Source organism: Nonomuraea soli (assembly GCF_013761175.1).
Lineage (GTDB): Bacteria > Actinomycetota > Actinomycetes > Streptosporangiales > Streptosporangiaceae > Nonomuraea > Nonomuraea soli.
This window is the reverse complement of the sequence record NZ_JACDUR010000002.1, coordinates 1,075,713-1,100,222: the sequence shown is the minus strand read 5'-3', so window position 1 is coordinate 1,100,222 and position 24,510 is coordinate 1,075,713. Positions and strand designations below refer to the sequence as shown.

Here is a 24,510-nt window from a genome sequence, read left to right as displayed (position 1 = left end):
GGAAGCGAGAGGTGAGAGTGAGCGACGAACGCGAAGAGCTGATCAAACGCATCGGGGAATCCCAGCGCCACCTGGCACGAGCCTTCGCCCGGCACCGTTCACCCCTGGCCACCAGCAACCTGACCATGCGCCAGCTGCACGTCCTGATGTTCCTGGCCGTCACCGGCTCGGCCTCGGGCCGCGACATCGCCGCCAGCCTCGGCGTCAGCCTGGGCACCGTCACCGGCATCGTCGACCGCCTCGTCGCCCAGGAACTCGTCGAACGCCACGAGGACCCGCGCGACCGGCGCGTACGCCGCGTCGAACTGACAGAAGCCGGCCGCGCCATGCTCGAAGAGATCAACAACGCCGGCCTGGAGCACTACCGGCGCATCATGGAACGCCTCGACACCGACACCCTGCGCGCCCTCGACCACGTCACCGGGAAGATCCTGGCCGCCTTCGACGAAGGCGATTTTGGCAGTTAGGAAGGGTGATTTTTCACCAACCGAACGGCTTTACTTTGTAGATTAATCAGGGGAGCGAGAAGGCACACCACCGACACCGCCGCCACCAGCACCCGGTAGTCCACCCACAACGCCAGCAACGCCCCCGCACCCACCGACACCAGCTGCCCGGCCCCCGCCACCGCGTCATAGGCGGTCGAGACCCGCCCCATCACCTCGTCGGGACTGCGCCGCTGCAGCAGCGTCCGCATCGCCACCCCGCTCAGCGTCAGCCCCGCCCCCGCCAGCGCCATCGCCCCCACCATCACCGCCTCGGCCGGCACCAGCCACAACCCGATCGCCAGGCCGTACAGGAACACCCCCGCACCCACCATCGCCGGCTCACCGAACCTGGCCACCAGCCGCGCCGACGCCAGCCCGCACCCCACCGCGCCCACCCCCAGCGCCACCGAGGTGAACGCGGTGAACTCCGGCCCGCGCCCCAGCGCCTCGATCACCGCGAAGATCAGCGACTCCGTCGCCCCCGCCACCAGGAAGAACAGGCTCAAGCACGCCATCGCCCCGCGCAGCACCGGCTCACGCCACAGGTGCCGGGCGCCGGCGCCCACCTCCACCCGCAGGCTCACCCACGCCCGGCGCGGCGGCCGCGGCACCGGCGCGAGCATCGCGAAACACCCAGCCGCCACCACGAACGTCAGCACGTCGAACACCACCACCGACCACAACCCCACCCCCGCGTACAACGCCACGCCCAGCAGCGGGCCCAGCAACCGCAACCCCTGCCGCGACGAGGTCAGCAACGCGTTGGCCCCCGCCAGCTCCCCCGCCGGCAACATGGCCTTCAGCAGCCCCGCCAACGCCGAGAAGATCACCGTGTACGACAGGCCCATCCCCGTCGCCACCGGATACACCAGCCACGCCGTCGACCGCCCCGACACCAGCGCCAGCGGCGAGACCGCCACCGCCGACACCAGGCACGAAACGATCAGCAACCGGCGCCGATCCACCCGGTCGATCACCACGCCCAGCAGCGGCGCGAACACCATCGGCACGGTGAAGAACAACAACACCAGCCCGGCCGCGCTGTTGGAGCCCGTCAGCGTCTTGGCCAGGATCGCCGGCATCAGCAGCAGCGACGCATCGCCCAGCATGCTGGTCACCAGGCCCGCGAACACCCACCGGAAGTCGCGCCTGGCCAGCACACCCATCCACCCAGCCCCCTCACGGCCCTCCACAACGGGCCCCTACGACAGCAACGTGAACGCCCGTCCCGTCGGCAGCACCGGGACCGCGCTGTGCACCATCGAGAAATGGTCCATGCCGGGCACCACCACCGTCAGCACCGGACACTGCGCCCGCGCCGGCCCCCACTCGAACCACCACGCCCGCATGCCCTCGGCCTCCAGCACGTCGAGCAGCAACTCCACCTGCCCCGCCACCGGCCGCTCCGGCGCCACCTCCACCTCGCACGACGCCTCGAACCGCAGCCGCTCCAGCAACGGACCCGGATCCACTCGCGCGCACCGCTCCAGCAACGGCCAGTCCCGCAGGCTCGCCAGCCGCGCCTCCAACGTCAGGTCCACCCCCAGCCCCATGTTGAACGCCGACTGCGCCAGCTCCGTCAGCGCCCGCTCCACCGCGTAGGCGGCACTCAGCGACGCGCCCGAACCCAGCACCCCCGGATCACCACCCGGCCGCGACGGCAACGCGCAGAACGCCGGCACCCCCAGATCCGAGGTGATCTCCACCACCAGGGGAGGAGCACCCAGCCGCTCACCCACCTCGTCGAACAGCTGCCGCAGATCCGGCGGCAACCCGTCACGAGGTACGGCACGCAGCGGCGAACCGTCGTCGAGGTACCAGCGCAGCAGCGCGTGCGACAGGCAGTCGCGCTCGACCACCTCCAGCAGCGCGTGCAACACCGCCTCGTCCCGGTCCAGCCCGGTCGCCGTCCCGTTGTCGTAGGCGTAACGCAGATACGGCGCGTACACCCGCAGATCGTCACCGGGCACCGGATGATCACGGCAGGCGGGGGAGCGGGCGAAAGCCGGAAACCACAACTCCCCAGTGCCGCGCAGCGGCGACAGGGGAAGACAGGCCACGTTCACCTGCGCGAAGTCGTCGGCCAGGCGCGCCAGCATACGCTCGCCACGCAACGCCTCCTGATCCACCACCCGCTTGATCGGCAGCACCCGCACCCGCGGATCCTCCGGCAGGCCCGCCTGCCCCCGATCGTGCAGCAGATGCTGCCACGCCTCGAAGAGAGCGCTGGCCCGGCTCTGCCGTCCGGCGCCCTTGCCCAGCGACTCGGCCACCAGCTCGCCACGGCCGTCGAGCAGCGAGCAGCGGTGCACGGGGTAACGCTCCGACCCGGAGGAGACGAACGTCGCCGTCAGCCCCGCATCGGCCAGCACCCGCTCGATGACCTCCAGCGCGGCATCGGTCGAGACCGCGCGCTCCCTTCGGGCGCGAACCCCCATCGCCTAGCGGGCGCCGGGCGCGTAGCGGATGGTGAAGGTCGCCTCGAGCAGCGTCTTCTCGCTCAGGGTCAGCGTGAAGTCGTCCTCCAGCAGCCGGCTGCCCGGCTTGGTCAGCAGACCGCCGTCGGAGTTGCTGTTGCCCATGCACGTGCTCCTTTCGAGGGGTTGGACGATCTCCACCACAACATCAGTCACGACAAAGGTCAACATCTGACCGTAAACTTCGCGGACCCCCTGAAAAGGCGTGCCAGGCGGCCAGCGCGCACACCCCCGCCACCGTCACCAGCAGCACCCGGTAGTCGACCAGCGTCACCAGCAACGCCCCCGCCGCCACCGCCACCAGCTGCGCCCCACCCGAGACGGCGTCGAACGCGGTGGCCACCCGGCCCACCACCTCCTCGGGGCTGCGCCGCTGCAACAACGTCGCCATCGCCACGCTCGTCAGCGTCACCCCGGCGCCCGAGGCCGCCATCGTCGCCACCATCACCCCCTCCGCCGCCACCAGCCACAACGCGATCGCCACGCCGTACAGGCCGACCCCCGCACCGATCGCCGGCAGCTCACCCCACCGGCCGATCGCCGCCGCGGCCACCAGCCCGCCGCCGATCGCCCCCACCCCCATCGCCGTGGAGGTCACCGCCGCGAACTCCGGGCTGCGTCCCAGCGCCTCGATCACCGCGAAGATCAGCGACTCGGTCGCCCCGCCGACGGCGAACATCACGCTCAGCGCCGTGCCCGCCCGGCGCAACTTCGGATCCAGCCGTAACAGGCGCACCCCGGCGCCGACCTCCTCCCGCCAGCTCACCCCGCCCCCGCCGCGGCGCACGTACGGCACCGCCGGCATCAGCGCGAACGCCAGCGCCGCCACCCCGAACGTCACCATGTCGAACACCACCACCGCGCCCAGGCCGAACGCGCTGTAGATCGCCACCCCCAGCAGCGGCCCGACCAGCCGCAGCCCCTGCCTGGTCGTCAGCAGCGAGGCGTTGGCCTGCGCCAGCAGTTCCTCGGGCAGCATCGCCTTCAGCAGGCCGCCCAGCGCTGCGAAGGTCACCGTGTAGGAGCAGCCCATCGCCGCCGACACCGCGTACAGCAGCCAGAACGAGCCGGCCGAGACCGCCGCCAGCGGCAGCAGCGCCAGCGCCGAGCCCAGACACGTCACCACCAGCAGCCGCCGCCGGTCGACCCGGTCGATCAGCACCCCGAACAGCGGCGCGAACAGCAGCGGCAGGGAGAAGAAGAACAACGTCAGCCCGGCCGCGCTGTTGGAGCCGGTCAGCTTCTTGGCCAAGATGGCCGGGATCAGCAGCAGCGAGGCGTCGCCCAGCAGGCTGACCGCCATCCCGAAGCAGACCAGCCTGAAGTCCTTGCGCCGAAGGACGGCCCGCATCAGGTGGGCCCGCGCACGAAGCAGCGGGCCCGGCCGAGGTTCCTCAGCGCCCCTCCCCCTAGTGGCGATTTTGTAGTTGAAACCTCACGGAAACACTACAAAGCGGACTGGTCAACCAGCCGGTCTTCTTTACTTTGTAGATTTCCTAGTACGGCCGGCAGCGCCCCGCCGTGCGCCACCGCCAGCCGGCGCGTGGCCCTCGTCACCGCCACGTACAGGTCTCTGGCACCCTGCGGCTGCGCCAGAATGCCCTCCGGATCGACGACCACCACCGCGTCGAACTCCAGCCCCTTCGACTCGGTGACGGTCAGCACCACCACCGGGCCCTCCACCTCCCTGGCCTGAGGGAACAGCTCGGCCACCGCCTCGTAGGCGCCGTCGGAGACCACCACACCGACCTGGCCCTCACCGATCGCCGCCGCCTCCTCGGCCACCAGCTGCGGCAACTGCTCCAGACCGCAGCGCACCGCCCGCGGCGCGTCGCCGCCGCTGCGCACCGACTCCGGCGGCTCCAGCGCCGGATCCACCAGATGCAGCACGTCACGCGCCACATCCATGATCTCCACCGGCGTGCGGTAGTTGACCAGCAGCCGCTCCTCGCGCCAGCGGCCCTCCAGATACGGGTCCAGCATCTGGCCCCACGCCGAGGCGCCCGCGGCCGAACCGGTCTGCGCGATGTCGCCCACCACCGTCAGCGACTTGGCGGGAACCCGGCGCATCAGCGTGCGCCACGCCATCGGCGACAACTCCTGCGCCTCGTCGACGATCACGTGACCGTAGGCCCACGTACGGTCGGCCATCGCCCGCGCCGCCGTGCTCAGCATCGCGCCGCCGCCGTCGTTGCGGTCGGCCAGCATGCCGGCGCTCATCTCCTCATAACCCAGGTCCGCCACGCCCGACACCTGCATGACCTCGCGCGCGAACAGCTCACGCTCGGCCCGCTCGGCCTGCTCGCGCCGCTCGGTGCGCCGCCGCGCGGAGTCGTCCTGGCCCAGCAGCTCCGCCGCCTCGTCCAGCAGCGGCACGTCGTCGACCGTCCACGGGAAGGCCGCCCAGTCGTCCCGGCCCCAGCCCTCACGGCCCCGGCCGGCGGCCGAACCGGTGAACGCACGATCCTGCGGCCAGCCGTCGGCGCCACCCGCCTCGGGCACCCGCAGCACATGCCACCAGCGCAACCCCTCCGGCGACAGCCGCTCCAGGGCCTCGGCGTCGCTCAGCAGCTCCCCGATCAGCTGCTCGGGTGTCAGCTCCGGCCACAACGCGTCGAGCGCCCGCCGCACCGGCGCCAGCTCCCACAGGTCACGCGCGTCGGCGGCCAGGTCACGCTCACGCTGCTCGGCATCGTCGTCGGCCGGAGCCAACTCCTCGGCCAGCTCACGCTCGAACGCGGCCGCCTGCGCCTCGGACATGAAGTTCGTCAGCGCCGTCGCGTCGTCGAACTGCCGCGCCCGGTCGGCCGCCAGCTCCCGCAGCAGCTCGGTGACGAACAGCTTGCGCGCCATGTTGTGCGCCAGCCGTACGGCACGCGCCCGCTCCCTGATGCGCGCCACCACCTCGCGCGGCACCCGCAGCACCTCGCCGTCGAGCTCGACCTCCAGATGATCGCCCTGCGGCAGCCGCTGACGGTCGGCGACCGCCGCCTCCACCAGCCCCGCCATGAGCAGGTCACCCTTGACCACCGAGACCTCCGGCTCGTCGCGCGCGACCGCCTTCACCCCCGGGAACAGCTCCCCGACCGTGGCCAGCACCACCTGGGTCTCCCCCAGCGACGGCAGCACCTGGCCGATGTAGCGCAGGAACATCGGGTTGGGCCCCACGACCAGCACGCCCCGCCGCTCCAGCGTGTCGCGGTGGGTGTAGAGCAGGTAGGCCGCCCGGTGCAGCGCCGCGACCGTCTTGCCGGTGCCGGGGCCGCCCTGCACGACCAGCGCGCCGGCCAGCCCCGCGCGGATCACCCGGTCCTGCTCGCTCTGGATGGTGGCCACCACGTCGCTCATGCGCCCCGTGCGGCCCTTGCGCAGCGCCGCCAGCAGCGCCGCCTCCCCCACCAGCGTGCGGCGGTCGCCGTCGGTCATCGCCTCCAGGTCGAACACCTCGTCGTCGAGCCCCACCACCGTGCGCTCGCGGGTGTGGATGTGGCGCCGGCGCACCACCCCGCCCGGATCGCTGGGGGTGGCCACGTAGAACGGCCGGGCCGCCGGCGCGCGCCAGTCGATGAGCACCGACTCGTGATCGTCGTCGCGCAGCCCGATGCGCCCCACGTACGTGCTCTCGCCCTCGCCGAGATCGATGCGGCCGAAGACCAGGCCGTTCTCGACCGCGTGCAGCTGCGCCAGGCGTCTGGCCTGGTCGGCGGCCATGGCCTCACGCTCCACGCGCTCCCGGGCGATCGTCATCTCCGACCCCGCGGCGTAGGCGGTCTTCAGCGCCTGCGAAGCCTTGTCGCGGGCCGCGTCGAGGCGGCCGTAGAGCATCGTCACTTTCGCCTGTTCGAGCTTGACAGCTTGACGGATCGCCATTCTGTGACTAGTCTCCTTCTTAGAGGTTTCGAAGCCTCTTTTTCGCGTGCACGCGGGTATGGAAGCGTACCAGCTCCCCGCCGCATCGCCAAACCATCCCTCTCACCTGGTTGTTTCGCGCCGGGGTCACTCGTGTCCTGATGCGCCACCGTGGTTCAGGTGGCCGTGCAGGAAGGTGCGGACACCCGCGGTGACCGTCTCGGTCACCGTCTCGTCGGACAGGCCGGCGGGAGACGCCGGAAGCCCCGCCGAGACCAGCACCAGCAGGTGCAGCGCCGCGCGGGCTGGGTCGTCGACGTGCAGCACCCCGCGCTCCGCGAGCTGCCGCAGGTGGTCGGCCAGCACCCGGCGGACCCGCCGCGGCCCGCTTTCCCGCCAGGCGTCCATCACTTCCCCAGGGATGTGGTCCACTTCAGCGTTGATCTGCCTGACCAGGGAGAAGTGGGCGGCGCTGTCGGGCCTCGGCGTCACCCAGTCCCGCCCGAACTCGATCAGGTCGGCCTCCACGTCGACGACCTTGCGCAGGTGGCGGTCGATGATCGCGATCTGGATGTCGGCGGCCTGCCGGGCGCTGTCCTGGATCACGGCGAGGAACAGGCCGGCCTTGTCGGTGAAGTGGTTGTAGATGGTCCGGGTGGACACCCCCGCCTCCGCCGAGATCGTATCCACCCCGGCGCGGGTGTAGCCGTCGCGGGCGAACACCTTCAGGGCGCCGTCCAGGATCGCCTGCCGCTTGCCGCTCAGCCCTCGGCGAGGGCGAGGCGTCGTGCTGTCTTCGCTGGTCATATTGGGTCCTCCGCCAGTTTTGCAACGTTCGTTTTACTTTTTGCCATGCTCGTTGTACTTTACCTCGTGTCGCACCTTTGTGAGGAGTACAAGCATGATCAAGATTGCCATTGTCACCGGCAGCACCCGTCCGCGCCGCCGTACCGCCGTCGCGGCCCGCTGGGTCGCCGAAGTCGCCGCCCGGCACCCCGCCGTCACCCTGGGAGACGTTGTCTTCGAGCCCGTCGACCTGGCCGACTACGGCCTGTCGCTCCTCGATGAGCCGGTGCCCGCCCTGTTCGGCGACTACCACCACCCGCACACGCATCGGTGGGCCGAGACCATCGCCGCCTTCGACGGGTTCGTGTTCGTCACCCCCGAGTACAACCACTCGGCCCCGGCCGCCTTGAAGAACGCCATCGACTTCCTGTTCGCCGAATGGAACAACAAGGCCGCCGGATTCGTCAGCCACGGCGTCCACGGCGGCGTGCGCGCCGTCGAACACCTGCGGCAGGTCATGACCGAACTACAGGTCGCCAACGTGCGCACCCAGGTCGCACTGTCGGCCTTCACCGACTTCGAGATCACCGACCCGGCCGAACCCGGCACCATCGCCCCCGGCCCCTACCAGGAGTCGACCCTGAACGAGCTGCTCCACGAGGTCATCGCCTGGTCCAGGGCGCTGAAGCCGCTGCGCCAGGAAGCCGGGCACGCGGTGGGCGCCTGAGATACCGGCTGCTGGGCCGTACCGGACTGCGGGTCTGCGAGGTCTTCCTCGGCGCCATGACCTTCGGCGAGCAGGAGATCGGCCCCTCGCCCCAGGAGGCCCGCCGCATCCTCGACCTGTACGGCGAGGCTCGATGCACCACCCCTGCCGTGAACGAACTGGGAACCGGCGCTCAGCACTCCCCCATCGCCGCGCGCACCTCGTCGACCGTCAACGCCGGCACCGGAAGCGCATGCGCGCCCGCCCCCCGCAGGCCGTCGAGCGCCAGGGCCAGGTGACGCCGCCACACGGCCGGAGCCGTGGCGCGGGTGGCCCTAATCGTCGCCGCCACCCCCCACAGCACGAAGGCCAGATCGGCCAGCTCCACGTCGGCCCGCAGGCCACCGTCGCGCCGCGCTCGCTCCACCAGCTCGCCCATCAGCGCGTACCCACGCTCCCCCTCCAGCGGGGCGGCGCGTGCGACCAGGTCGTTGTAGCCGAGATCGGCCGACTGCAGCTCGCACACACCGGTCAGGAACGCGGCGAAGCCCTCCCAGGCGTCGTCCATGGCCAGCGCGCGCTCGGCCAGCTCGGCCACGGCACGCACCCGATCGGCGAACACCGCCTCCACCAGGGCCTGCCGGTCCGGGAAGCGGTTGTACAGCGTGCCGATGCTCACCCCCGCCGCGCGGGCGATCTCCTCCAGCGGCGCCTCGAGCCCCCGGTCGGCGAACAGCCGCCGGGCCGCTCCCAGGAGGCGTTCGCGGTTGTGCAGGGCGTCCTTGCGCATGACGGCCAGCCTAGCTAACTTGAGGGCACACTCAACTTGAGGAGACCCTCAGCTTATGGAGCGCACCATCGTCATCACCGGCGGCACCAGCGGCATCGGCCTGGCCCTGGCCCGCCACCACAGCGAACGCGGCGACCACGTCGTCGCCGTCGGCAGCAGCCAAACGGGCGGCCGACGGCTGCGGGCCCAGGCTCCACGAGCCCGCTTCGTCCAGGCCGACCTCAGCTCGGTGGCCCGCACCACGGAACTGACCGAGCGGCTCACAGCCGACCACCCCACGATTGACGCGCTGGTCATGGCCGCCTTCCGCTACAACCCGGCGCGAGTGCTGACCTCCGAAGGGTTCGAGCACACCTTCGCGCTCTACGTGCTCAACCGCTGGCTCATGGCGTCCGGGCTGCGCCCCTCCCTCGACCGGGCCGCCGCGCCCGTGATCGTCAACCTGTGCGGGGTGGGACAGGGCGGGCGCATCCACTGGGACGACCTCCAGCTGGAACGCCGCTACCGGGCACTCGACGCCACCCGGCAGGGCGCCAGAGCCGCCGAGCTGCTCGGCGCCGGGTATCGCTCGGAACGGATCAGGTACGTGCTGCACAACCCGGTGTTCGTGGACACCGGGCTGCACGAGCCGTTCAGGCAGCCCGTGCGGGGGCTCGTCCGCGTCGCCGCGGCGCTCTTCGCCCAGCCGGTCGGCCGGGCCGTACCGCCGATCACCGCCCACATCGACCGGCCACCGGCCGCACCGCTCACCGCGTGGAGGAAGGCACGGCCGCTCACCCTGGCGATCGACGCACAGGAAGCGGCACGCCTGGACGACCGGCTCCGCACCCTCACCTCTCCTATCCTCACCCCTCCCACCCTCACCCCTCCCACCCTCACCCCTCCCACCCTCACCCCTCCCACCCCAGCCTGACGCCCCAGCCTGACGCCCCGCCTCTCCGCCTCCTCACCACCCCCGCCTCCTCACCACCCCCGCCTCCCAGCCCTAGGACCTTCGCCGCCCGAAGACCCCCGCCCCACGACCCCCGCCCCAGGCCTCGCTCCATGCCCTCCGCTCCATGCCCTCCGCTCCATGCCCTCCACCCCCGGTCCGACCACCTCCCACCTCGTGATCGCCCGCACGATAGAGTCCCCCACCATGTCCGACTACCTGCACTCGCTGTTCGCCCTCGACGGGCGCACCGCCCTGGTCACCGGCGGCAGCTCCGGCATCGGCTACGCCATCGCCGAGGCCCTAGGCCGGGCAGGCGCCGAGGTGGTCCTGGTCGCCCGCCGCGAACCCCAGCTCGCCCAGGCGGCCGAGCAACTGCGCGCCCATGGCGTGCGAACCCGCTGGATCAGCGCCGACCTCGGCGACAGCGGCGACGTCACCCGCGTGTGCGACACCGCGGGCACCGTCGACATCCTCGTCAACGACGCCGCCAACAACATCCGCAAGCCCATGCACACCCTCACCGACGACGACTACGCCGAGACTCTCGCCCTCAACCTCACCGCCCCCTACCGGCTCGGCCAGCACTTCGGCCCCCGGATGGCCGAGCGAGGCTGGGGCCGGATCATCAACATCGGCTCCCAGCAGTCCATCAGCGCCTTCGGCGACAGCGGCGTCTACGGCGTCAGCAAGGCCGCCATCGCCGGGCTCACCCGCTCCCAGGCCGAGGCCTGGTCGAAGCAGGGTGTGCTGGTCAACACCCTCATGCCCGGGTTCGTCCTCACCCCGCTCACCGAACCCGCCCAGGCTCAGCCCGGACGCGTCGAGGAACTGGCCGCCCGCCACCTCGTCGGCCGCAACGGCCTGCCCGCCGACTTCGCCGGCGCCGCCGTCTTCCTCGCCTCCGACGCCTCGGCATTCGTCACCGGCCAGATGCTCTTCGTCGACGGCGGCTTCTCCGTGCACTGACCCACCGCTCCACGTTTCAGGCGAGCAGAGCGGCGCACTAGCAAGTCCTCACCCTCGGCGCGAATCCCCTCGAAGGGCGCGGAGCCGTACACTGACCCCACTCCGTGATCACGCGAAGGGCCGCCCCCATGACCACCGCCTCCCGGCACGACCTCCGCCCGCAACCGTGAAGCCCACGGCGCTGACCTTCCCGCGCGGGTTCGTCTGGGGCGCGGGCACCTCGGCCTACCAGATCGAGGGAGCCGCCAAGGAGGACGGCCGCGGACCGTCGATCTGGGACGGCTTCGCCCCCGCGCACGGCGACACCGGCGAGGTGGCCTGCGACCACTACCACCGCTACCGCGAAGACGTCGCCCTCATGAAGGAGCTGGGCCTGGCGGCCTACCGCTTCTCGGTCGCCTGGCCGCGCGTGCAGCCCGACGGGCGCGGCGCGATCAACACCGGCGGGCTCGACTTCTACGACCGCCTCACCGACGAGCTGCTCGCCGCCGGCATCGCCCCCTACGTCACCCTCTACCACTGGGACCTGCCCAGGGCACTGGAGGACGACGGCGGCTGGACCAGCCGCGACACCGCCTGGCGTTTCGCCGACTACGCGCGTGCCGTCCACGCCAGGCTCGGCGACCGCGTCGACACCTGGCTGACCGTCAACGAGCCGTTCGTCCAGGCCAGCCTCGGCTACGGCATCGGCCTGCACGCGCCCGGACGCCTCTCCCCCGCCGAGACCGTCTTCGCCGTCGGCCACCACATGCTGCTCGCCCACGGCCTGGGCGTGCGGGCGCTGCGCGCAGAAGGCGCCCGCCGCATCGGCATCCCGCTCAACCTCTCCCCCGTGCTCACCCCCGACCAGGTCGCCGACCCCTCGGCGACCCTGCCCGAGCCCGACGCGCACGCCGTCGAGCAGGTCGACGCCGTGCTCAACCGGCAGTTCCTCGACGCCGTCCTGCGCGGGAAGTACCCGGCGGGCCTGCCCGAGGCCCATGTACGGCCAGGCGACCTGGAGATCATCAGCGAGCCGATCGACGTGCTCGGCGTCAACTACTACGCCCCCACCATCGTGCGCGCGGAACCGGGAGCACCGCCCAACCCCGCCTACCCGGGCGTCGAGGGGGTGCGCTTCTCCGACTCCCACGTCACCGCCACCGCCATGGGCTGGCCGATCGTGCCCAACGGCCTGTCGCTGCTGCTGCGCCAGCTCGCCCGCCGCTACCCCGGCGTCGAGCTCGTCGTGGCCGAGAACGGCGCGGCCTTCTCCGACGTGGTCAGGTCGGGCGCCGTCGCCGACGCCGACCGCACCGCCTTCCTCGACGAGCACCTGCGCGCCGTACGGCACGCCATCGCCGACGGCGTGCCGTGCAAGGGCTACTTCGTCTGGTCGCTGATGGACAACTTCGAGTGGGCCGAAGGCTACCGGCGTACCTTCGGCATCGTCCACGTCGACTTCGACACCCAGCTGCGCACCGTCAAGGACAGCGGCCGCTGGTATCGCGAGGTCATCCGCCACAACGGGCTGCCGGTCAGCCGTCCCAAACGCCCCACCCTGGAGACGGTCGCGGCCCGCGCGGGAGTCTCGCGCGCCACCGTCTCGCGTGTCGTCAACGGCGAGAACTCCGTCAGCCCCGAGATCCGCGAGGCGGTGCTGCACGCCGTCAACCAGCTCGGCTACGTGCCCAACGCCGCCGCCCGCAACCTCGTCACCCAGCGCACCGAGACCGTCGCCCTGGTGCTGGCCACCTCGCCCGAGCGCGACGACGCGGGCATCGGCACCCTCGTCATGACCGCGGGCCAGGCCATCCAGGCGGCGGGCAAACGTATCACCCTGCTGCTGGCCGACACCGAGCACAACCGCTCCACCCTGGTCTCGCACGTCGAGTCGGGCCACGTCGACGGCGTGCTGCTGGCCCCGCACGATGGCGCCGACCCCCTCATCTCCCGGTTGTACGGCACGGCGGTGCCGATGGTGCTGCTGGGCAAACCGGCCTTCTCGTCGCTGGTGCCCTGTGTCGACATCGACAACGCCGGCGGCGGAGCCCTGGCCACCCGGCACCTGATGGAGACGGGACGGACCCGGATCGCGATGGTGTGCGGTCCGATGGAACAGGCGCGGGTGCGCGACCGGCTGGCCGGCTACCGGGAGGCGATGCGCGAGGCCGGGCTGCAGCCCTTCCTGACGGTCGGCGAGCACTCGCAGAGGTCGGGCGCCGAGGCGGTGCGGCGGCTGCTCGACGACGACCCCGGTGTGCAGGCGGTGTTCGCCTCGTCGGACGTGATGGCCCTCGGAGTGTTGCGTGCCGTGCGGGAGGCGGGTCGTGACGACGTGGCCGTGGTCGGGTTCGGCGATGTGCAGGCGGCGGCCTACGCGGGGCTGAGCACGATCAGCGAACGCGCGGGCGACCAGGCCCTCACGCTGGCGCGGCTGCTGCTGTCGCGTCTGGAGGGGCGTCCGGTGAGCTCGGCACTGCTGTCGGCGCAGCTGATCGTGCGCGAATCGAGCCGTGCTTAGCACACAGCCGATCGCCTTTACTTTGTAGATTACTTACGTCGCACCTGACGCACGCCCTTGCCCTCGTGCCAGATGTCCATCACCAGCTCGTCACCCTGGACGCGGGTCCAGACGACCTCGGACAGATCGACGCGGAACAGGTAAGGCCCGTCGCCGGGCATCTCGAAGCGGGCCAGCGTCTCGGGATCGGTGATCTCCTCCGCCCGCCCGGCCAGCTTGGCGTCACCCGCCCAGTCGTCGGGTTTGTCCTGGTCGGGATCGGGCGAGGTGACGTGCAACGCCATGCGCGGATCGCGGCGCAGGTCGAGCGCCTTGACCGCGCCCGGCATCGAGCCCATCCAGAGCTGGCCCTCCTTGATCTCGGTCTCGGTGCCGCTGACGCGTGGCGAGCCGTCCTTGCGCAAGGTGGCCATCACCTTGTGCTTGTGGGCGGCCATCAGGCCCCCGACGACGCCCGCGAGCTCCGGAGCCTGCTGTTCGAACTCAGCCCAAGAAGTCATGCCGCCATCCTTCACCAGCCCACCGACAAAACCAGCCCACCCACGACCGCCGCGCGCCGCGCCCGGGCTGTCAACCGATCAAGCAGGCTCTCTCGGATCGGAGTTTCGCGCCATCGAGGGGTCGTCGCCTGTCGGCCGCCCAGACGGCCAGCGCGCAGGCCGCGAATCCGGCTCCGAGGAGACTGGAGCCCGCCCAGCCGTGGGCGGCGAAGATGGCGGTGGTTGCGGCAGCGCCGAGGGCGGAGCCGAGCGAGTAGAAGACCATGTAGCCGCCGATGGCGCTGCTGGTGCGATCCGGATGCGCGGCGGTGAGCAGGTGCTGGTTGCTCACATGCACAGCCTGGACCGCGAAGTCGAGAACCACGATTCCGACGATGAGGAGCCACAGCGACCACGGCAGCTGCGCGATCGCTGCCCACGAGAGGATGAGCAGGGTGAGCGAAAGGCCGGTGATCAGAGCCGCCCGTCCCGCGTCCGCCCACCGTCCCGCGCGTGCCGCGCCGAGTGCGCCGGCGACTCCGGCAATGCCGAACAGCCCGATCTGGCTCTCGCTCAGTTGCCACGGCCTGTCCCCCAGCGGCAGGGACAGGCCGCTCCACAACGTTCCGAACGATGCAAACAAGAAGAAGGTGATGAGGCCGCGCGTCAGGAAGAGGCGCTGCCCGAACAGTCCGCGGAGTGAGACGACGGCCCGTCTGTACCCCGCCGGCCGGTTGGGGCGCTCCTCTGACGGTAGTGCGACGAGGACGAGGACCATGAGCCCGAGTGACAGCATCGCGAGCACGGCATAGACGCTCCGCCAGCCCCACACCTCGGCGAGCGTGCCGGTGACCACCCGCGCACCAAGGATGCCGACCACAACGCCCGAGGTCACGACACCGATGTTCCGTCCGCGTTCGGCAGGCGGTGAGACGGACGCGGCGTAGGCCACCGTGATCTGCACCACGACCGCGAACACCCCAGCCGCCGCGAGCCCCAGGAACGCCACCCATGCCGCCGACGCGGAGGCCGTCAGGATCATGCCCACTGCGGTGAGTGCCAGGTGCACGGCGATGAGCCGGCGCCTGTCGACCATATCGCCAAGGGGCACCAGCAGCACCAGCCCTGCCAGATAGCCGATCTGGCCGATCGCGACGATCCACCCAGTGAGTTCTGCCGGCACGCCGAGATCGCCTCCCATCGGCTCCAGAACCGGCTGGGAGGCGTAGATACTCGCCACAGCGACACCACACACCACCGCGAGCAGCAACCGCCGCCATACGTTCATCGTGCTCCAATCCCAATCGGTAGCATCTTGCAACCGATTTGACCGTAGGGCACAATGGTTTCAATTCGCAACTCATCGGGAGGTGTTATGTCGCGCACCACCATGGGCGCCCCGAACCTCGGCTGGACCGACCCCGAATGCCCCGTCGCCCGCACGCTCGACCTCGTCGGCGACAGGTGGAGCCTTCTCGTCGTCCGCGACGCGATGGACGGTGCACGATCGTTCACCGAGTTCCAACGACGCACCGGCATCGCCCGCAACATCCTCGCCGATCGCCTTCGCAAGCTCACCGCTCACGGGCTCCTCGCCCAGCGCGCCGCACCAACGGGCCGCCGTCAGGAGTACGTGCTCACCGACGCCGGCCGCGACTTGTTCCCCGTCATCCTCACTCTGCGACAGTGGGGAGAACGCCATGCCTTCGCGCCCGGCGAGACCCACTCCACCCTCGTCGACCAGCACGGCATCCCTGTACCGGAAATCGCGCCGACCAGCGCCGACGGCACCCTCCTCGACGCCGACACCACCCACGTGCAGAAGACCCGATAGATAGCAGACCCTCGGCGCCTTCAGACCTCACAGACACCCGCCGCCGCCGATGCCGACGATCAGGCGCCATGGGCAAGAAGCCCGAGATCCTGGCCAAGTCAGCCTCCAGGCGGGCATGCGGGACAACGGCTTCTCCGACGAGGCGAGCCAGGCGTTGGCCGTCATGCTGCCCTTCTGGGGCTACGCCTTCAACACGTCACACACCGCCGGATACGGGCTGGTGGCGAGTGGAGACTCCACGATCGACCCTGAACCCTGACCCGCCTCAGGCGGGTGACGCGCCGCGCAGGTAGTCGTGCAGCGCCGCCGATCCGGCCAGGCGCAGGAGGCTGAGCCGGTGCAGGTCCTCGCCGCGCCTGGCCAGTTCCCTGCGCAGCCGCTGCGGGCTGCCCGCGCTGTCGAGTTCGCGCATCACCGCCTCGACGGCCGGCAGCGGATAGTGCGCCCGCCGCAACAGCGCGACCGCCTGCGCCTTGCGGACCTCGTGGGCGTCGTAGACGCGGTATCCGGTGGCACGATCACGTGAGGGCCGCAGCAACCCCATCGACTCCCACACGCGCAACGCCGACGTGCGCACCCCGACCAGCCCCGCAACCTCTCCCACCCGCATCACCCGACCCCCTCCCGCCCGCGTCGCCCCTTCCCGCGCCGTTGTGAGCCCGGCCAGCACCTCGGGAGTCCCGGCCCCGCGCACCGGCGTGGGCGCGGCCAGTTCCTCGAAGGCCCCCAGCACCCGCGCCAGATCGGCCCGCTCCCGGCTCAGCTCCGCGTGGCTGGCGTCGACCAGCGCCAGCGCGTCCTCCACCCGCCCGGCGTGCACGGCCCGCATGACCTCCCCCGTGCACTGCCACCCGTGCCCCGCCGCCATGCTCCGCACCGTCCGCAACGCGCGCTCGTGCTCGCCGGTGAACACCCGGTACCCGTTGTCCGCCCGCTCGACGGGCGGCAGCAGCCCCTGGTCGGCGTAGGTGCGCACCTGCTGCACGGAGATGCCCGCCCGCCGGGCCAGCTCCGACACCCGCAACCGCACCCTTGACGCCCGATTGGCGACTTCTGCCTCCACCATCCCAGCCTAGCCCGCGTACACGGCGTCAAAAGTCTCACATAGGAGTTCAATGCCACGCTTGAAGGACAGCCGCCGACCGAGGAGGAACCCATGCCCCGCCTGCCGATCCGCACCCTGGAAGTCGTCCGCGTCCGCAGCCTGTCACCCGGCATGGCCCGCGTCACCTTCACCGCCGACGACCTGACCGGCCTGCCGCAGACCGGCCCCGACCAGCAGGTCAAGCTCTACTTCCCGCGCCCCGGCCAGGACACGCCGCTCCTGCCCGACGCCGACGGCGAGCTGATGAGCTGGTACGCCGCCTTCACCGCCATCCCGGAACCGCAACGGCCGTGGATGCGCAGCTTCACCCTGCGCGCCCGCGGCCACAACACCGTCGACATCGACTTCGTCCTGCACGGATCCGGCGGCCCCGCCTCCCGCTGGGCCCTGCGGGCACGACCCGGCGACCGGCTGGCCATGTTCGGCCCCTCATCCGACTTCGCCCGCCCCGTCCCCCTGGACCGGGACCTGGCCGAGGCCGACTGGGTGCTGCTGGCGGGCGACCTGAGCGCCCTGCCCGCCATCGGCACCCTGCTGGAGGCCCTGCCGTACGGCAAGCGCGCCGAGGTGTTCGTCGAGGCCGGCGACCCGCGCGACCGCCAGGACCTGCCCACTCGCGGCGCGGTCACCGTGCACTGGACCGGCGGCGGCGCCCTCGTCGACACCGTCGCCGGGGCCGAGTTCCCCGGCGGCCGGGTCTTCGCGTGGCTGGCCGGCGAGGCCTCCGCCGTACGGCGGCTGCGCCGGCACCTGGTCGCCGAGCGCGGCATCGCCAAATCGGCCATCGACTTCTCCGGCTACTGGCGCCGCGCCCTCACCCAGGACGACGCGCCCACGGGCGAGGACATGGCCGACGCGCAGGACCTGCTCGCCCGCGCCCAGGAGCTGCAGGCCCGCTCGTAGATCGCCTCCGGCGGGTGAGGAGCTATCGTGGTCCCACAATGGTTAATGACGCTGTGAACGACCTCGACGCGACGCTGGCCGCCCTGGCCGACCCCACCCGCCGCAAGGTCATCGACCTGCTGCGCGAAGGCCCGCGCCCCGCGGGCGAGCTGGCCGCGGCCGTCGACATGAGCGCGCCCGCGCTCAGCCGCCACCTGCGTGTCCTGCGCGCCGGCGGCCTGGTGGAGGCCGAGACCGGCAGCCAGGACGCCCGGCTGCGGCTCTACACCCTGCGCCCCGAGCCCTTCGCCGCCCTGCAAGCATGGCTCGACCAGGTCCAGGCCTTCTGGGCCGAGCAGCTCGGCTCGTTCAAGAACCACGTCGAGCGCACCCGAAGAACCCTGTGAACCCGGCCAACTCGGTGCGGGCGCGGGTGACGGTCCCGATCGACGTGGCGACCGCCTTCACGATGTTCACCGACGAGATCGACGCCTGGTACGTGCGCGGCCCGCACAGCTGGGTCGAGCCCGCCAAGGCCGTCGGCATCCGCTTCGTCGACGGCTACCTGCGCGAGCTGCACGCCGACGGCGGCCACGTCGAGGTCGGCAAGGTGATCGTGTGGGAGCCGCCCGGCAGGCCGGCCTGGGCCGACCTGCTCAACGACGGCTCCATGGAGATCGAGGTCACCTTCGCCGCCACCGGCGAGGGCACCGAGGTGACGCTCGAGCACCGCGGCCTCGACACGCTGCCGAGCGAGGTGGAGCGCCGCATCAGGCGCGGCTACTCGTGGAACATCGCGCTGCGCTGGTTCGCCGACGCCGCTCGCTAGCGCCTGCCGTACTTCTTGTGCACGGCCTGCTTGCTCACCTGCAGCGCGTCGGCGATCTGCGCCCAGGGCAACCCGGCCACCCGCGCCCGCCGCACGTGCACGGCCTCGATGCGCTCCAGCTCCGCCCGCAACGCGCGGGTGGCCTGCAGCGCCCGGAGCGGGTCTTCGTCCTCGGTCTGCTGCACGAGCGCGGTCAGGTCGTTGCTCATGCGCTAAAGGTAGTCCAGAAGCAGCTCGGTGACCTCCACCGGACGTTCCAGGCTGGGCAGATGGCCGGCCCAGGACAACTCGCGCAGCTCCGCACCCGCCAAGCGGCCGGCCAGGTGACGGGCGCTGGCCTGGAAGAAGGGCAGGTCGTGCGGACCGGTGACGACCAGTACGGGGATCGTGACGGCGTCAAGGTCGGGCTTGGCCCAGACCTGCTCGGGTTCGGGGTCGGCGGCGAGCTGGATCGTGAAGACCTGCCGCTGCATCGTCGAGAACACCTCCCTGGCCTCGGGTGTTGCCTCAGGTCCGAGCCACGTCCTGGCGTTGTGCGCGACGGCCTCCTCGATCAATCCGGCGGCGAGAAGGCGGTGCTCCTCCTCGGTGAAGGCCGTGAGGTCGGGGGTGGGTCCCAGGTCGGATCCGGGGTTGAGCAGCACCATGCGCGTCACCAGTCCGCGCGCTGCCAGCTCCAGACCCACGCGGCAACCGTAGGAGGAACCCACGATCGCCACATGAGTAAGTCCCAGCCTCCGCAGCAAGGCAGCCACGTCGTCGGCGTCGGAGTAGGGCCCGTCCGCCTCGAACGGGGAGCGGCCGAACCCGCGATACTCCACCCGGATCACCCGGAAGCGCCCCGCCAGTGCCCGCCACTGCGGATCCCACATGCGGGCGTCGGTGGCGCTCGAGTGCAGCAGCACCAGCGGCTCGCCCTGCCCGGCTTCCTCGAACCAGATCCTCACCGGGCCTCCACCACCAGGCGCACACCCAGGCCGATCAGCACGATCCCCGAGATCTGCTCCAGCCTGCGGCGGACGGCCGGGCGGCCGAGGACGGCCTTGGCGCGGGCGACCGCCCAGATGACCAGGCTGTACCACACCGTGTCGACCACGACCCAGATGAGCGCCAGCGCCACCAGCGTCAGCGGCACGTTCTGACCCGGCGGCACGAACTGCGGCAGGAACGACAGCGCGAACACCGCCGCCTTGGGGTTGGCCAGGCACGTGCCCAGCCCCATGAGGTACGGCCGGCGCCAGCCGGTAGCCGCCTCGCCGTGCGGCTCGGCCGTGTCTGAGGTGTCGGGCGCGGCGGTGTTGCGGCGGGCCTGCCACAGCGCCTGGGCGCCCATGACGAGCAGCACCACCGCCCCCGCGATGCGCATGAGGTCGTAGGCCACCTGCGAGGCCAGCAGCAGCGCGGTCAGGCCGAAGGCGGCGGCCAGCGCCCACAGCAGGATGCCGGTCTCGTTGCCGAGTGTGGCGGCCAGCCCCGAGCCGCGTCCCGAGCGGATGGTCTGGCGCATGATGATCGCCGTGCTGACGCCGGGCACCATGGCCACCAGCACGCACGCACCGATGAAGGCGAGCAGATACATGCAGCCGATCCTGCCGGATCTACCGGTACATCTCCGCTAGTTTTTCCGCCTCCTCGGCCATCAGCGCGCGCAGTTCCGCAGGCCCCAGCACCTCGACCATGGCGCCGAGCCGCAGCAGCACCCAGCGCGCGTGCTTGATCGACTCGATGGGCAGGGTGAGGGTGCGCCAGCCGTCGGCGTCGGGTTCGCCGGCGCCGGCCAGGGCGCGGTGGCCGACCTCCTCGCCGACGGTGTAGCGGAACAGCCCGTCGAGGTCGGGGGCGAGCCTGATCAGCGCCTCGGCGGTGTACATCTTCTGCAGGAACTCGGCGGCGTAGGCCTGCCAGAAGGCGGCCAGGTCGAAGCCGGCGGGCCGTTCGAAGGTGCGCTCCAGCCGTTCGATCTTCAGGATGCGCGAGACCCGGTAGGTGCGCGGCGAGCTGTTGCGCGGTGCGGCCACCAGATACCAGGAGCCGCCCTTGAGGACGAGGCCGTACGGGTCGATCTCGCGCTCGACCTCCTGCTGCCCCCACCGGCGGTAGATCATGCGCAGGGACCGCTCCTCCCACAGGGCCTCCGACACCTCGCCCAGGTGCGGCACGTCGTCGGCGCCGCGGTACCAGCCGGGGACGTCCATGTGGAACCGTTCGCGCATGCGGGCGGCGTGGGAGCGCGGCTCGGGCGGGAGCGCGGCCAGCAGTTTCAGTTCGGCGTTGGCCGCCAGCCGCCCCAGTCCAAGCTCGGCGGCGGGGCCCGGCAACGCGGCCAGGAACAGGCCGGAGGCCTCCTCGGCGGTCAGGCCGTTGAGGCGGGTGCGGAAGCCGTCGAGCAGCTGGTAGCCGCCCGCGGGTCCACGGTCGGCGTAGACGGGGATGCCCGCCGCCGACAGCGCGTCGACGTCGCGGTAGACGGTGCGCACCGACACCTCGAGCTGCTCGGCCAGCTCCGGCGCGGTCATCCGGCCCCGCGTCTGCAACAGCAGCAGGAGGGAGAGCAGACGGCTGGCTCGCATGCCGTCCATTGTATTTCACACACAAATGATGTTTGTATGAACACATGGAGCGTTTGCTAGCCATCTTGAACACCTTGCGATCCCATGACAGCGTCTCGGTCGCCGAGCTGGCCGCCGAGCACGACGTCTCGGAGATGACGATCCGCCGCGACCTGGACGAGCTGGCCCGCCAGGGCGTCGTGCGCCGCGTGCGCGGCGGCGCGCTGTCGCTGCTGCTGCGCGGCGAGGAGCCGCCGTTCGGCGTGCGCGAGATGGAGGCGGTGGAGGCCAAACGCCGCATCGCCGCCGAGGTCGCCGCGCTGATCGCCGACGGGGAGGCCGTCGTGCTCGACGGCGGCACCACCTGCCTGGAGGTCGCCCGCGCCCTGGCCGGGCGCCGGGTGACGGTGATGCCGCTGGCGCTGCAGGCCGTGGGCGTGCTGGCCGGCGCCGAAAGGGTGCGGCTGGTGCTGCCCGGCGGCCAGGTACGGCCCGGCGAGCTCAATGTCACGGGCCCCCTGGCCGAGAGCTCGATCAGGGGGTGCCGCTTCGACACCGCGGTGATCGGTTGCTGCGGGTTGTCGGCCCGCGACGGGCTCACCGCCCACGACCTGCCCGAGGTGGCGGTCAAGCAGGCGGCGATGGCCTCCGCGCGGCGCACGGTCGCGGTGTGCGATTCGGGCAAGTTCTCGCGTGCCTCCTTCGGCGCGGTGTGCGGGCTGTCCGGCCTCGACGTGGTCGTCACCGACGAAGGCGCGCCCCAGGAGGAGCTCGACGCCCTCGTCGCGGCGGGAGTGGCGGTGCGCAGGGTATGAGCGTCTTAACCCGCGGCGGCACCCGCGCCCAGGTGGCCGCCGTCGGCCTGCTGTTCTTCGCCGGCGGCCTGGCGATGGGCGCGTGGACCTCACGCATCCCCGCGATCAAGCACGCCCTGGCCCTGTCGGACCTGCAGCTCAGCATCGGCCTGCTGGCCATGGCCGCGGGCGGCATGGCGGGCATGCAGGCGACCGGCCCCCTCATCGACCGGCTCGGCAGCCACCGCCTCATGATCCCCTCGGCGCTCGCGCTCGGTCCTGCCCTGCTCGCCCCCTCCCTGGCCGGCGGCCTGCCCATGCTGGTCGTCACGCTGTTCGCCTTCGGCGGCTGCTACGGCGTGCTCAACGTCTCCATGAACGCCAACGCCGTCGCGGTCGAGGCGCTGCGCGGCCGCCCGCTGCTGTCGAAGATGCACGCCGTGTTCAGCGTCGGCGGATTCCTCGGCGCCGGAACGGGCGGAGTGCTGGCGGCGGCCGGCGTCCCGGTCACCACGACGTTCCTGACCGCCGGGTCCGTCGTCACCGCCGTCGCGGCCCTGACGGCCCGATCGGCCCTGCGCACACCGCCCGCGCCCCGCCAGCAGGGCGGCCCGGCGCCCAGGGGCGTGCTCCTGCTGGGTGTGCTCGCCTTCTGGTGCCTGGTGGGCGAGGGCGCCGCCACCGACTGGAGCTCGGTCTACCTGCACGACACCCTCGGCAGCGGGCCCGGCCTGGCCGCCGCCGGTTACGCCGCGTTCGCGGTGGCCATGACCGCCGGGCGCCTGGCCGGCGACCGGCTCGCCGTACGGCTGGGCCCCGTGCGCCTGGTGACGGCCTGCGCCCTGCTGGCCGCCACAGGGCTGGGTACGGCGCTGCTGGCCGGGCACCCCGCGGCGGCGGTGGCCGGATTCGCCCTGTTCGGAGCGGGATTGTCGTGCACCGTGCCGCAGGTCTTCTCCGCCGCTGGGCACCGCGACCCCGCCTACGCCGGCAGGGCCCTGGCCAGGGTGGTGAGCATCGGCTACCTGGGCTTCCTGGCCGGACCGGTGATCATCGGCGCGCTCGCCGAGGTCACCGGCCTGGCCGTGGCGCTGGCCGTACCGGTGGCCGGAACCCTCGTCGTCGCGCTCGCGGCCCCGGCGTTGAAGCGATGACCCACGTTGAAGCGATGACCCGCGCTCAGGCGGCGACGGTGATCAGTCTCTCCAGGAACGCCCGCCGCGTTTCGACCCCGCCGCCCGCTCAGCCCCATTGCTGCCACGCCAGGCGGGCCACCATCGCCGCCACGACGCACAGCAGCACGATGCGGACGAACCCGGTGCCCTTGCGCAGCGCCATGCGCGCCCCGAGCTGCGCCCCGCCGATGTTGCACAACGCCATGCCCAGGCCCAGCGCCCACAGGAGGTGCCCCTGCCAGGCGAAGACCGCCAGCGCCCCCAGATTCGTCCCGGTGTTGATGATCTTCGAAGTGGCCGAGGCGGCGACGAAGTCCAGCCCGAGGATGGTGGTGAAGGCGATGATCAGGAACGTGCCCGTGCCCGGCCCGATGATGCCGTCGTAGAAGGCGATCACCACGCCGGTGACGACGATCGCGGCGAACGAGCGCCGCGCGGTGCGCAGGTGCGGCTGCGGCACCGCCCCCATCGCCGGACGGAGGGTGACGAACGCGGCCACGGCCAGGAGCACCACCATCACCAGGGGCCGAAGCACCTCGGCGCTGACCGCGCTGGCCGCCAGCGCGCCCAGTCCGGCGGCCAGCACCGCCGTCGCGCCCGCGGGCACGGCCACCCGGCGGTCGATCTTCGTGGTGAGCGCGTAGGTCACCGCGGCCGAGGCCGTGCCGAAGACCGACGAGAGCTTGTTGGTGGCCATCGCCTGGACCGGGGCCACCCCCGCCACCAGCAGGGCGGGCAGTTGCAGGAGCCCGCCACCGCCGACGACGGCGTCGACCCATCCCGCTCCGGCCGCGGCCACCAGCAGCAACAGGATCTGCTCAAGCGACAGCGACACGCCACTCCCCCGACCCACGGCAAAGAAACCGCAATGAGGGTATAAGGCCACCCGAATCCCGCCAAAACGTGGGGCCCGCCACGCCGGAGCGAAGCGGGCCCCACAAGTCCCCGAGGGCTGAGCCGATCAGCTGTAGAAGAGCTTCGAGCCGCGGCTCTCGGTCGTGCCGCGCTCACCCCAGTAGGTGCGCACGGTCGCCCGGTAGTAGGTGTCCTCGTAGGCGGTGGCCAGGCTGCGGCAGGTGGAGCCGGAGTGGCCGTAGTAGTTGTTGTTGTCACGGAAGGTGAACGAAGGGCCGCCACCGTTGACCGGCGTGACCGTCACCTCGACCCAACGCGCACCCTCCGAGTTGTACGCCTGGGCACAGATGGTGTCGGTGCCGTCGTTGTAGCTGACGGTGCCGTCGCCGACGTTCCACGAGAACGAGGCGGCCGAGGCAGGAGAGGCCAGCAGCATGGTCGCCGCCGCCACCCCGATGCCTGCCACGGCCGTCTTGATCAGGGTCTTCATCACAGACATTCCTTCCGCA

The 24,510-nt window shown here is 71.6% G+C and carries 28 protein-coding genes; 12 read left to right on the top strand and 16 right to left on the bottom strand.

Annotated elements, in window-relative coordinates:
* The first annotated feature begins 11 nt into the window (after positions 1 to 11).
* Entirely contained in the window at positions 12 to 467 is a 456-nt protein-coding gene (locus HNR30_RS12225) for a MarR family winged helix-turn-helix transcriptional regulator (protein WP_312894369.1), read from the top strand.
* On the opposite strand, the gene HNR30_RS12220 is transcribed toward HNR30_RS12225, so the two are convergent.
* From HNR30_RS12220 to HNR30_RS12195, 6 genes are all read right to left on the bottom strand, one after another.
* Positions 464 to 1,654 carry an MFS transporter gene (locus HNR30_RS12220; RefSeq protein WP_181609872.1) on the bottom strand — a complete coding sequence of 397 codons (1,191 nt, stop codon included), beginning with the start codon at positions 1,652 to 1,654 and terminating at the stop codon, positions 464 to 466. The genes HNR30_RS12225 and HNR30_RS12220 overlap by 4 nt on opposite strands.
* A 36-nt stretch (positions 1,655 to 1,690) precedes the next feature.
* Positions 1,691 to 2,926 carry a YcaO-like family protein gene (locus HNR30_RS12215; RefSeq protein ID WP_181609871.1) on the bottom strand — a complete coding sequence of 412 codons (1,236 nt, stop codon included), beginning with the start codon at positions 2,924 to 2,926 and terminating at the stop codon, positions 1,691 to 1,693.
* Positions 2,927 to 2,929: 3 nt separating this feature from the next.
* A complete protein-coding gene (locus HNR30_RS12210) occupies positions 2,930 to 3,070 on the bottom strand; it encodes a hypothetical protein (protein WP_181609870.1) in 141 nt (46 codons plus the stop codon).
* 43 nt (positions 3,071 to 3,113) lie between these two features.
* Positions 3,114 to 4,316, bottom strand: coding sequence for an MFS transporter (locus tag HNR30_RS49180; protein ID WP_181609869.1), 1,203 nt, complete (start codon positions 4,314 to 4,316; stop codon positions 3,114 to 3,116).
* A gap of 95 nt (positions 4,317 to 4,411) precedes the next feature.
* Positions 4,412 to 6,835 (bottom strand): HelD family protein, encoded by a 2,424-nt coding sequence (locus HNR30_RS12200; protein ID WP_181609868.1) that lies wholly within the window; start codon positions 6,833 to 6,835, stop codon positions 4,412 to 4,414.
* Positions 6,836 to 6,961: 126 nt separating this feature from the next.
* A complete protein-coding gene (locus HNR30_RS12195) occupies positions 6,962 to 7,621 on the bottom strand; it encodes a TetR/AcrR family transcriptional regulator (protein WP_181609867.1) in 660 nt (219 codons plus the stop codon).
* Between the two features lie 94 nt (positions 7,622 to 7,715).
* On the opposite strand from HNR30_RS12195, the gene HNR30_RS12190 reads away from it, so the two are divergent.
* On the top strand, positions 7,716 to 8,327 hold the full coding sequence (locus tag HNR30_RS12190; protein ID WP_181609866.1) for an NADPH-dependent FMN reductase: 612 nt from the start codon (positions 7,716 to 7,718) through the stop codon (positions 8,325 to 8,327).
* A 172-nt stretch (positions 8,328 to 8,499) separates the two neighbouring features.
* On the opposite strand, the gene HNR30_RS12185 is transcribed toward HNR30_RS12190, so the two are convergent.
* Entirely contained in the window at positions 8,500 to 9,096 is a 597-nt protein-coding gene (locus HNR30_RS12185; protein WP_181609865.1) for a TetR/AcrR family transcriptional regulator, read from the bottom strand.
* Between the two features lie 55 nt (positions 9,097 to 9,151).
* On the opposite strand from HNR30_RS12185, the gene HNR30_RS12180 reads away from it, so the two are divergent.
* The 3 genes from HNR30_RS12180 to HNR30_RS50075 all read left to right on the top strand — a co-directional run bounded on the left by HNR30_RS12180 (position 9,152) and on the right by HNR30_RS50075 (position 13,499).
* Entirely contained in the window at positions 9,152 to 10,009 is an 858-nt protein-coding gene (locus HNR30_RS12180) for an SDR family NAD(P)-dependent oxidoreductase (RefSeq protein WP_181609864.1), read from the top strand.
* A 225-nt stretch (positions 10,010 to 10,234) separates the two neighbouring features.
* Positions 10,235 to 10,996, top strand: a complete 762-nt coding sequence (locus HNR30_RS12175) for an SDR family NAD(P)-dependent oxidoreductase (protein ID WP_181609863.1) — start codon at positions 10,235 to 10,237, stop codon at positions 10,994 to 10,996.
* 166 nt (positions 10,997 to 11,162) lie between these two features.
* Positions 11,163 to 13,499 (top strand): GH1 family beta-glucosidase, encoded by a 2,337-nt coding sequence (locus HNR30_RS50075; RefSeq protein ID WP_181609862.1) that lies wholly within the window; start codon positions 11,163 to 11,165, stop codon positions 13,497 to 13,499.
* Positions 13,500 to 13,528: 29 nt separating this feature from the next.
* On the opposite strand, the gene HNR30_RS12165 is transcribed toward HNR30_RS50075, so the two are convergent.
* Together HNR30_RS12165 and HNR30_RS12160 are read right to left on the bottom strand one after the other, a co-directional pair.
* Positions 13,529 to 13,999 carry a pyridoxamine 5'-phosphate oxidase family protein gene (locus HNR30_RS12165; protein ID WP_181609861.1) on the bottom strand — a complete coding sequence of 157 codons (471 nt, stop codon included), beginning with the start codon at positions 13,997 to 13,999 and terminating at the stop codon, positions 13,529 to 13,531.
* Positions 14,000 to 14,069: 70 nt separating this feature from the next.
* Positions 14,070 to 15,266: an MFS transporter gene (locus HNR30_RS12160; protein ID WP_181609860.1), complete on the bottom strand. Its 1,197-nt coding sequence runs from the start codon at positions 15,264 to 15,266 to the stop codon at positions 14,070 to 14,072.
* 87 nt (positions 15,267 to 15,353) lie between these two features.
* Between HNR30_RS12160 and HNR30_RS12155 the strand changes: the two genes are divergently transcribed.
* On the top strand, positions 15,354 to 15,812 hold the full coding sequence (locus tag HNR30_RS12155; protein ID WP_181609859.1) for a winged helix-turn-helix transcriptional regulator: 459 nt from the start codon (positions 15,354 to 15,356) through the stop codon (positions 15,810 to 15,812).
* A gap of 115 nt (positions 15,813 to 15,927) precedes the next feature.
* A complete protein-coding gene (locus HNR30_RS12150) occupies positions 15,928 to 16,071 on the top strand; it encodes a hypothetical protein (RefSeq protein WP_181609858.1) in 144 nt (47 codons plus the stop codon).
* Between the two features lie 6 nt (positions 16,072 to 16,077).
* Here HNR30_RS12150 and HNR30_RS12145 read toward each other — a convergent pair whose 3' ends face one another.
* On the bottom strand, positions 16,078 to 16,875 hold the full coding sequence (locus tag HNR30_RS12145) for a MerR family transcriptional regulator (protein WP_312894368.1): 798 nt from the start codon (positions 16,873 to 16,875) through the stop codon (positions 16,078 to 16,080).
* A 93-nt stretch (positions 16,876 to 16,968) separates the two neighbouring features.
* Here HNR30_RS12145 and HNR30_RS12140 point away from each other — a divergent pair, with 93 nt between their 5' ends.
* The 3 genes from HNR30_RS12140 to HNR30_RS12130 are packed head-to-tail and all read left to right on the top strand — an operon-like array spanning position 16,969 to position 18,628.
* Positions 16,969 to 17,820, top strand: coding sequence for a siderophore-interacting protein (locus HNR30_RS12140; RefSeq protein ID WP_181609856.1), 852 nt, complete (start codon positions 16,969 to 16,971; stop codon positions 17,818 to 17,820).
* A gap of 53 nt (positions 17,821 to 17,873) precedes the next feature.
* Complete coding sequence (locus HNR30_RS12135) at positions 17,874 to 18,206, top strand: ArsR/SmtB family transcription factor (RefSeq protein ID WP_312894367.1); 333 nt, start codon at positions 17,874 to 17,876, stop codon at positions 18,204 to 18,206.
* On the top strand, positions 18,203 to 18,628 hold the full coding sequence (locus HNR30_RS12130) for an SRPBCC family protein (protein WP_181609854.1): 426 nt from the start codon (positions 18,203 to 18,205) through the stop codon (positions 18,626 to 18,628). The genes HNR30_RS12135 and HNR30_RS12130 overlap by 4 nt, the downstream gene beginning before the upstream one ends.
* Here HNR30_RS12130 and HNR30_RS12125 read toward each other — a convergent pair.
* From HNR30_RS12125 to HNR30_RS12110, 4 genes are read right to left on the bottom strand one after another with little or no spacing between them, the layout of a single operon-like run.
* Positions 18,625 to 18,837 (bottom strand): hypothetical protein, encoded by a 213-nt coding sequence (locus HNR30_RS12125; protein WP_181609853.1) that lies wholly within the window; start codon positions 18,835 to 18,837, stop codon positions 18,625 to 18,627. The two genes, HNR30_RS12130 and HNR30_RS12125, sit on opposite strands and share 4 nt — an antisense overlap.
* A 3-nt stretch (positions 18,838 to 18,840) precedes the next feature.
* Positions 18,841 to 19,575, bottom strand: a complete 735-nt coding sequence (locus tag HNR30_RS12120) for an alpha/beta fold hydrolase (protein WP_181609852.1) — start codon at positions 19,573 to 19,575, stop codon at positions 18,841 to 18,843.
* Positions 19,572 to 20,207, bottom strand: coding sequence for a LysE family translocator (locus HNR30_RS12115; protein WP_181609851.1), 636 nt, complete (start codon positions 20,205 to 20,207; stop codon positions 19,572 to 19,574). The genes HNR30_RS12120 and HNR30_RS12115 overlap by 4 nt, the downstream gene beginning before the upstream one ends.
* Positions 20,208 to 20,226: 19 nt before the next feature.
* On the bottom strand, positions 20,227 to 21,198 hold the full coding sequence (locus HNR30_RS12110) for a helix-turn-helix transcriptional regulator (protein ID WP_181609850.1): 972 nt from the start codon (positions 21,196 to 21,198) through the stop codon (positions 20,227 to 20,229).
* A 44-nt stretch (positions 21,199 to 21,242) separates the two neighbouring features.
* Here HNR30_RS12110 and HNR30_RS12105 point away from each other — a divergent pair, with 44 nt between their 5' ends.
* Entirely contained in the window at positions 21,243 to 21,992 is a 750-nt protein-coding gene (locus HNR30_RS12105) for a DeoR/GlpR family DNA-binding transcription regulator (RefSeq protein WP_181609849.1), read from the top strand.
* On the top strand, positions 21,989 to 23,125 hold the full coding sequence (locus HNR30_RS12100; protein WP_181609848.1) for an MFS transporter: 1,137 nt from the start codon (positions 21,989 to 21,991) through the stop codon (positions 23,123 to 23,125). Before HNR30_RS12105 ends, HNR30_RS12100 begins: the two co-directional genes overlap by 4 nt.
* 88 nt (positions 23,126 to 23,213) lie before the next feature.
* Here HNR30_RS12100 and HNR30_RS12095 read toward each other — a convergent pair whose 3' ends face one another.
* Together HNR30_RS12095 and HNR30_RS12090 are read right to left on the bottom strand one after the other, a co-directional pair.
* A complete protein-coding gene (locus HNR30_RS12095) occupies positions 23,214 to 23,975 on the bottom strand; it encodes a TSUP family transporter (RefSeq protein WP_181610038.1) in 762 nt (253 codons plus the stop codon).
* A gap of 132 nt (positions 23,976 to 24,107) precedes the next feature.
* Positions 24,108 to 24,491 carry a hypothetical protein gene (locus HNR30_RS12090; protein WP_181609847.1) on the bottom strand — a complete coding sequence of 128 codons (384 nt, stop codon included), beginning with the start codon at positions 24,489 to 24,491 and terminating at the stop codon, positions 24,108 to 24,110.
* Positions 24,492 to 24,510 lie beyond the last annotated feature (19 nt).